Raw genomic sequence first — 6,738 nt, 5'->3', positions numbered from 1 at the left:
GAGAAACCTCGATGCCTGCCAGCTGTCCGACGCCCCGGCTCACCCGGTTAGCGGTCCTCACGGTCGCGGGGGTCACCGCGCTGTCCGTCGCCGCGTGCAGCTCGTCCAACAAAGCGAGCCCGACGACGTCGACGTCGACGTCCACCTCGGTGGTGACCTCGACGACCACGTCCCCCGCTCCGGCCAGCGGGGAAGCCCGGGTCAGCGGCCTGATCGCGTCGGTGGCGGGCAACTCCATTCAGGTCACCAAGGAAGACAACTCCACCGCCGCGGTGAACTTCACCGCGACCACCAAGGTCACCGAGACCACGCCCGCCGCGCTGACCGACGTCACCTCCGGCAGCTGCGTGACCGTGCGGCCCACTCAGGAAGCTCAGGGCGGCCAGCCCGTCACGGCGGCGGCCGTGAAGGTCAGCCCCTCCGTCAACGGCGCCTGCCCCGCCAAGCCGGCGGGGCAGGGTTCCGCGCCGAGCTCGACCACCCCGGCGCCCCCTGGCTCGCCCGCCCCGGCGCCCAAGCCGGCGCCCGTGCGGGGCTCGGTGGCCTCCGTGTCGGGTAACACGATCAACGTCACCGGCACCGACCCGAGCGGCAACACCACCCAGACCGCGGTGACGGTCGATGACAAGACCAAGTACAGCAAGCAGGCCTCCGCGACCACCGACGCGATCGCGCAGGGTAAGTGCCTGTGGGCCCGCGGAACGATGGACAACGGCACGCTGCAGGCGACCAGCATCAACGTGCGGCAGGCCAACGACGGAAAGTGCGGCGGCAAGCCCAAGCAGCCCGGCCAGGGCGGCTGACGGACCAGCTGAGATAACCGTCACACGGGCGGGCGCGGTTATCACAACCGCGCCCGCCTGGGTATTCGCTGTCAACGGCCAACGCGATCGGAGCTGTAACGATGCCTGCCACCTCGGTGAACACCCGGCTGGCTCGGATCGCGCTCGTCGCCGTCGCCGCGGTCATCATCCTGAGCGTCGCGATGTGCCGGTCGAGCCATACCGACACCGGCAATGCCGCCAAGCCGTCGGCGCCCACGGCGGCCCCGCCCAGCCCTCCGCCGAGCGCGGCCCCGCCCCCGGCGCCACCGCCCGTGGGCAAGGACTACGTCGAAGGCATGGTCCAGTCGGTGGCCGGCGACAAGATTCAGCTCAGAACGCGCAGCGGTTCGGCGACGGTGGACTTCGCTCCTGCGACTCCCGTCTTCCAGGTGGCCCCGGCCAAGCTCCCCGATGTCACCCCGGGTAGCTGTGTGAACGTGCGGGCCACCCCGCAAAGTTCACCGGCCGCCGGCGTGACCGCGCAGACCGTCATGATCACGACGGCCGTCGACGGCAAGTGCCCGCCGCCCGCCGGCTTCTACGGCACGGTCGCGTCGGTGTCGGGAAACACCATCGCCGTCAACGGGATTGGGCCCGGCGGCCCAACCACGGTGACCGTCAACGACGCGACGTCCTACAAGAAGCAGACGATCAGCAACACCCAGGCGATCACGAACGGCACGTGCATGGGGGCTCAGGGGACGAACGACGGTGGCGCGCTGCAGGCGACGACCATCAGCCTGGAGCAGTGCCCACCGATGGGGCGCCCCCACCACCACTTGCACCTGCCGCACCTGCCTTTCCACCTTTAGCGGGGATCGCAAGCGCGGCGAAGCCGGGCGCAGCGGGTCCCCGCCATCAAACCCAGCGGGGATCGCAAGCGCGGCGAAGCCGGGCGCAGCGGGTCCCCGCCATCAAACCCAGCGGGGAGGCGGGCGGGTTCAGACGGTGAAGCCGAGGGCGCGCAATTGTTCTCGGCCGTCCTCGGTGATCTTGTCGGGGCCCCACGGCGGGTTCCACACCCAGTTGATCCGCAGGTCGTCGACCAGACCGCTGCTGACGAGCGCGCTGCGTGACTGGTCCTCGATGACGTCGGTGAGCGGGCACGCCGCCGAGGTCAACGTCATGTCGATCAGGGCGACGGTTCCGTCGTCGCCCTCTTCCACGTTGAGCCCGTAGACCAGGCCGAGATCGACGACGTTGATGCCCAATTCGGGGTCGACGACGTCGCGCATCGCCTCCTCGAGGTCGGCAAGGAATTCGTCATCCGGTGCGGCGGTCTCGCTCATCTTTCTCCTCCTCGAAGTCCGCGGCCGTATCCGAGCAGACCTGCGCCAACGCGTCCTTGAACGCCATCCACCCCAGCAGCGCGCATTTCACCCGGGCCGGATACTTGGCCACCCCGGCGAACGCGATCCCGTCGCCGAGGACGTCCTCGTCGCCCTCGACGGTCCCGCGTGAGGACACCATCTCGGTGAACGCGCTGACGGTCTTCAGGGCCTCGGGCACGGTCTGACCGATCACCTGCTGGGTCAGCACCGAGGTGGCCGCCTGGCTGATCGAACAGCCCTGGCCGTCATAGGAAACATCCGTGACGCGCTGACCGTCGTCGGACAGTGCGACCCGCAGGGTCACCTCGTCACCACAGACCGGGTTGACGTGAGAAACCTGCGCGCCGAACGGCTCCCGCAGCCCCCGGTGCTGGGGGTGCTTGTAGTGATCCAGGATCACGTCCTGATACATCTGCTCCAGGCGCACGGTCAGTCTCTCCCGAAGAATTCGAGCGCCCGCCGCACGCCGGCCACCAGCCGCTCGACCTCGTCGGCGGTGTTGTACACGGCGAACGATGCCCGGGCGGTGGCCGCCACGCCGAACCGGCGGTGCAAGGGCATCGCGCAGTGATGCCCGACGCGCACCGCGACGCCGTCGTCGTCGAGTACCTGCCCGACGTCGTGCGCGTGCACGCCGTCGACGACGAACGAGACGGGCGAGCCGCGGTTTTCCATCACGGTCGGCCCGATGATCCGCACGCCCTCGATGCCCGAGAGGCCCTCGAGGGCAGCGGCGACCAAATCGCGCTCGTGCGCTTGGACCGCGTCCATGCCGATGGCGTCCAAATAGCGTGCGGCCGCGCCCAACCCGACGACCTGCGAGGTCATCGGCGTGCCGGCCTCGAACCGTTGCGGCGCCGGGGCGTAGGTCGACGTCTCCATGGTCACGGTCTCGATCATCGACCCGCCGGTGAGGAAGGGCGGGAGCTGTGACAACACCTCGCGCCGGGCGTAGAGCGCACCGACTCCGTTGGGGGCCAACATCTTGTGGCCGGAGAACGCGGCGAAGTCGACGTCGAGCGCGTGCAGGTCGACCGGCTCATGCGGCACCGACTGGCACGCGTCCAGCACCGTCACGGCGCCGACGGCCTTGGCGCGGCCGACCAATTCCGTCACCGGCGCCACCGCGCCGGTGACGTTCGAGTGATGGCTGAAGGCAACGACTTTGACGCGCTCGTCGAGCTCCAGCGAGTCCACGTCGATGCGCCCGTCGTCGGTCACGCCGTACCAGCGCAGCGTGGCGCCGCTGCGTCGGGCCAGCTCCTGCCACGGCACGATGTTGGCGTGGTGCTCCAGCTCGGTGGTGACGATCACGTCTCCTTCGCCGACGGCGCGCTCGAACCTCTTGTCTCCCAGCACGTAGGACGCCAAGTTGAGCGCCTCCGTGGCGTTGCGGGTGAAGACCAGCTCGTCGGCATCGGCGCCGACGAACGCCGCCACGTCGGCGCGACCCTGCTCGTAGGCGTCGGTCGCCTCCTCCATCAGCTGGTGCGCGCCGCGATGCACCGCGCCGTTGGAGGTGGTCAGGAATTCGCGCTCGGCGTCGAGCACCTGCAGCGGGCGCTGCGACGTCGCGCCGGAATCCAGGTACGCCAACTGCTTTCCGCCGCGCATCACGCGCTTCAGGATGGGAAAGTCAGCGCGGATGGCGTCGACGTCCAGTGCGGTCATGCCTACGCTCCCGCGGCCGCCGCTCGCGGGGATCCCAAGCGCGGCGAAGCCGGGCGCAGGGGGTCGCCGCCATCGGTCTGGGTGAAGCGCACGTAGCCGTTCTCCTCGAGCTCGTCGGCCAGCTCCGGACCGCCGGATTCGACGATCCGGCCGCCGACGAACACGTGCACGAACTGCGGGCGGATGTAACGCAGGATCCGGGTGTAGTGGGTGATCAACAGGATCCCGCCGTGCTCGGCCTCGGCGTAGCGGTTCACGCCCTCGCTGACCACCCGCAGGGCGTCCACGTCCAGGCCCGAGTCGGTCTCGTCCAGGATCGCGATCTTCGGCTTGAGCAGACCCAGCTGCAGGATCTCGTGGCGCTTCTTCTCGCCGCCGGAAAACCCTTCGTTGACACTGCGTTCGGCAAACGCCGGGTCGATGTCCAGGTCGGCCATCGCCGCCTTGACCTCCTTGACCCAGTGCCGCAGTTTCGGCGGCTCGCCGCGGACCGCGGTCGCGGCGCTGCGCAGGAAGTTCGACATCGACACGCCCGGCACCTCGACGGGGTACTGCATGGCCAAAAACAGGCCGGCGCGGGCGCGTTCGTCGACGCTCATGTCCAGCACGTCCTGGCCGTCCAGCGTGATCGACCCGGACGTCACCAGATACTTCGGGTGACCGGCGATGGCGTAGGACAGCGTGGACTTGCCCGAGCCGTTGGGGCCCATGACCGCATGCGTCTCACCGGACTTGACGGTCAGGTTGACCCCGTTGAGGATTCCGATCTCGCGGCTGCCTTCGGGGGCGTTCGGGTCTTCGACGCTGACGTGCAGGTCTTTAATTTCCAAAGTCGTCATGACGCTGTTGTCTTCTCCGTGATTTCCAGTTCGTGTTCGATGGCGGCGGTCAGGCGTTCGCGGATGTCCGGCACGGCGATCTTGGCGATGATCTCGCCGAAGAAGCCGCGCACCACCAGGCGGCGCGCCTGGTCCTCGGGGATGCCGCGGGCCCGCAGGTAGAACAGTTGCTCGTCGTCGAAGCGTCCGGTGGCACTGGCGTGTCCGGCCCCGACGATCTCGCCGGTCTCGATCTCCAGGTTGGGCACCGAGTCGGCGCGCGCCCCGTCGGTGAGCACCAGGTTGCGGTTCACCTCGAAGGTGTCGGTGTCGGTGGCCTCGGCGCGGATCAGCACGTCGCCGACCCAGACGGTGTGGGCATCGGGAAGATGCGAGGACGGATCCCCTTGCAGCGCGCCCTTGTACAGCACGTTCGACTTGCAGTTGGGTTGCGCATGGTCGACCAGCAACCGCGATTCGAGGTGCTGCCCGTCGTCGGCGAAGTACAAGCCGAGCATCTCCGCGTCCCCGCCCGGGGCGGCGTAGCGCACGTTGGCCGACATTCGCACCACCTCGCCGCCCAGGGTGACGGCGACGTGGCGCAGCACCGCGTCCTTGCCCAGCTTGGCGTGATGCGCGCTGACGTGCACCATGTCGTCGGCCCAGTCCGCGACCCACACCACGGTGAGGCGGGCGGCGTCGCCGACGATGAACTCGACGTTGTCGGCGTAGGTTCCGCTCCCGCGGTGGTCGATCACCACGACCGCCTCGCCGAGTTCGGCGACGCCGATCTGCAGGTGCCCGTAGGCCACGGCCCCGGCGCCCGGCCCCGTCACGGTGATGTTGACCGGCTCGGAGACCTGCACGTCCCGGCCGACGCTTACCAGCGTCGCGGAATTGAACGACGAAAACGCTTGGGCCGCAACCCGATCGGTGGGCACGCCGGCGCGGCCCAGCCGCTCGTCGCCGCGGCGCAGAGTCTCGACCTGCACGCCCGGCTGCTCGTCGACGCTGATCTGCGCCTTCCCGGTGGCCTGAGCGGAGCCGTCGTGCAGGCCACGCAGCCGCCGCAGCGGGGTGAACCGCCAGATCTCGTCGCGCCCGCTCGGCACCTCGAAGGCGTCCACGTCAAAAGAGGCGAACAACTCACCCTTGTTGGCAGCGGTGAGGGCCGAACCCTCAACCGCTTCAGTCACGTTCGTCACTAGCCGACCGAGCCTTCCATCTGCAACTCGATGAGCCGGTTGAGCTCCAGGGCGTACTCCATGGGCAGTTCCTTGGCGATGGGCTCGACGAAGCCGCGCACCACCATGGCCATCGCCTCGTCCTCGGTCAGCCCGCGGCTCATCAGGTAAAACAGCTGGTTGTCGCTCACCTTGGACACGGTGGCCTCGTGGCCCATCGTGACGTCGTCCTCGCGGATGTCGACGTAGGGGTAGGTGTCGCTGCGGCTGATCGTATCGACCAGCAGCGCATCGCATTTCACGCTGGAACGCGACCCGTGCGCGCCCTTGTTCACCTGCACCAGGCCGCGGTAGGAGGTGCGGCCGCCGCCGCGGGCCACCGATTTGGAGACGATGTTGCTCGACGTGTTGGGCGCCAGGTGCAGCATCTTGGCGCCGGCGTCCTGGTGCTGGCCCTCCCCGGCGAAGGCGACCGACAGGACCTCACCCTTGGCGTGCTCACCGGTCATCCAGACGGCCGGGTACTTCATGGTCACCTTGGACCCGATGTTGCCGTCGACCCACTCCATCGTGGCGCCGGCCTCGGCGCGCGCCCGCTTGGTGACCAGGTTGTAGACGTTGTTCGACCAGTTCTGAATCGTGGTGTAACGGCAACGGCCACCGGGCTTTACGATGATCTCCACCACCGCCGAGTGCAGCGAGTCCGAGGTGTAGATGGGCGCGGTGCAGCCCTCGACGTAATGCACGTAGGCGTTTTCGTCGACGATGATCAGGGTCCGCTCGAACTGGCCCATGTTCTCCGTATTGATCCGGAAGTAGGCCTGCAGCGGGATGTCGACGTGCACGCCCGGCGGAACGTAGATGAAGGACCCACCGCTCCACACCGCGGTGTTCAACGCGGAGAACTTGT

At 68.5% G+C, this 6,738-nt stretch carries 9 protein-coding genes; 2 read left to right on the top strand and 7 right to left on the bottom strand.

Features of this window, described 5'->3' with window-relative positions:
- Positions 1–238 (bottom strand): hypothetical protein (locus A9X03_RS30570; RefSeq protein ID WP_082974587.1); only part of this gene is annotated, 238 nt, incomplete at its 3' end.
- Here A9X03_RS30570 and A9X03_RS27645 point away from each other — a divergent pair.
- Complete coding sequence (locus tag A9X03_RS27645; RefSeq protein WP_067890767.1) at positions 222–803, top strand: DUF5666 domain-containing protein; 582 nt, start codon at positions 222–224, stop codon at positions 801–803. The two genes, A9X03_RS30570 and A9X03_RS27645, sit on opposite strands and share 17 nt — an antisense overlap.
- A 101-nt stretch (positions 804–904) precedes the next feature.
- The gene (locus tag A9X03_RS27640) at positions 905–1,636 is read left to right on the top strand and encodes a DUF5666 domain-containing protein (protein WP_067754080.1); all 732 of its coding nucleotides are present in this window, start codon (positions 905–907) and stop codon (positions 1,634–1,636) included.
- Positions 1,637–1,765: 129 nt separating this feature from the next.
- Here the strand turns inward: A9X03_RS27640 and A9X03_RS27635 are convergent, their stop codons facing one another.
- The 6 genes from A9X03_RS27635 to sufB form a co-directional block, all read right to left on the bottom strand.
- On the bottom strand, positions 1,766–2,113 hold the full coding sequence (locus A9X03_RS27635) for a metal-sulfur cluster assembly factor (RefSeq protein ID WP_067754083.1): 348 nt from the start codon (positions 2,111–2,113) through the stop codon (positions 1,766–1,768).
- Positions 2,088–2,588: a Fe-S cluster assembly sulfur transfer protein SufU gene (gene sufU, locus A9X03_RS27630; RefSeq protein ID WP_156670084.1), complete on the bottom strand. Its 501-nt coding sequence runs from the start codon at positions 2,586–2,588 to the stop codon at positions 2,088–2,090. Before sufU ends, A9X03_RS27635 begins: the two co-directional genes overlap by 26 nt.
- A complete protein-coding gene (locus A9X03_RS27625) occupies positions 2,585–3,826 on the bottom strand; it encodes a cysteine desulfurase (RefSeq protein WP_068263964.1) in 1,242 nt (413 codons plus the stop codon). The genes sufU and A9X03_RS27625 overlap by 4 nt, the downstream gene beginning before the upstream one ends.
- Before the next feature lie 2 nt (positions 3,827–3,828).
- Complete coding sequence (sufC, locus tag A9X03_RS27620; RefSeq protein ID WP_068263961.1) at positions 3,829–4,665, bottom strand: Fe-S cluster assembly ATPase SufC; 837 nt, start codon at positions 4,663–4,665, stop codon at positions 3,829–3,831.
- Entirely contained in the window at positions 4,662–5,849 is a 1,188-nt protein-coding gene (gene sufD / locus A9X03_RS27615; RefSeq protein WP_067888877.1) for a Fe-S cluster assembly protein SufD, read from the bottom strand. The genes sufC and sufD overlap by 4 nt, the downstream gene beginning before the upstream one ends.
- Positions 5,849–6,738: Fe-S cluster assembly protein SufB (sufB, locus tag A9X03_RS27610; RefSeq protein WP_067754099.1), on the bottom strand; the 890-nt coding region annotated here is incomplete at its 5' end. The genes sufB and sufD, both read right to left, overlap by 1 nt.

Source organism: Mycobacterium sp. E1715, assembly GCF_001667625.1.
Taxonomy (GTDB): domain Bacteria; phylum Actinomycetota; class Actinomycetes; order Mycobacteriales; family Mycobacteriaceae; genus Mycobacterium.
This window is presented reverse-complemented; position numbering and strand designations above follow the sequence as displayed.

What these genes read in the sequence shown, in the direction of transcription:
- A9X03_RS27635 (WP_067754083.1), bottom strand. Translation starts at nt 2,113, where the DNA reads ATGAGCGAGACCGCCGCACCGGATGACGAATTCCTTGCCGACCTCGAG.
- sufC (WP_068263961.1), bottom strand. Translation starts at nt 4,665, where the DNA reads ATGACGACTTTGGAAATTAAAGACCTGCACGTCAGCGTCGAAGACCCG.
- A9X03_RS27625 (WP_068263964.1), bottom strand. Translation starts at nt 3,826, where the DNA reads ATGACCGCACTGGACGTCGACGCCATCCGCGCTGACTTTCCCATCCTG.
- A9X03_RS27640 (WP_067754080.1), top strand. Translation starts at nt 905, where the DNA reads ATGCCTGCCACCTCGGTGAACACCCGGCTGGCTCGGATCGCGCTCGTC.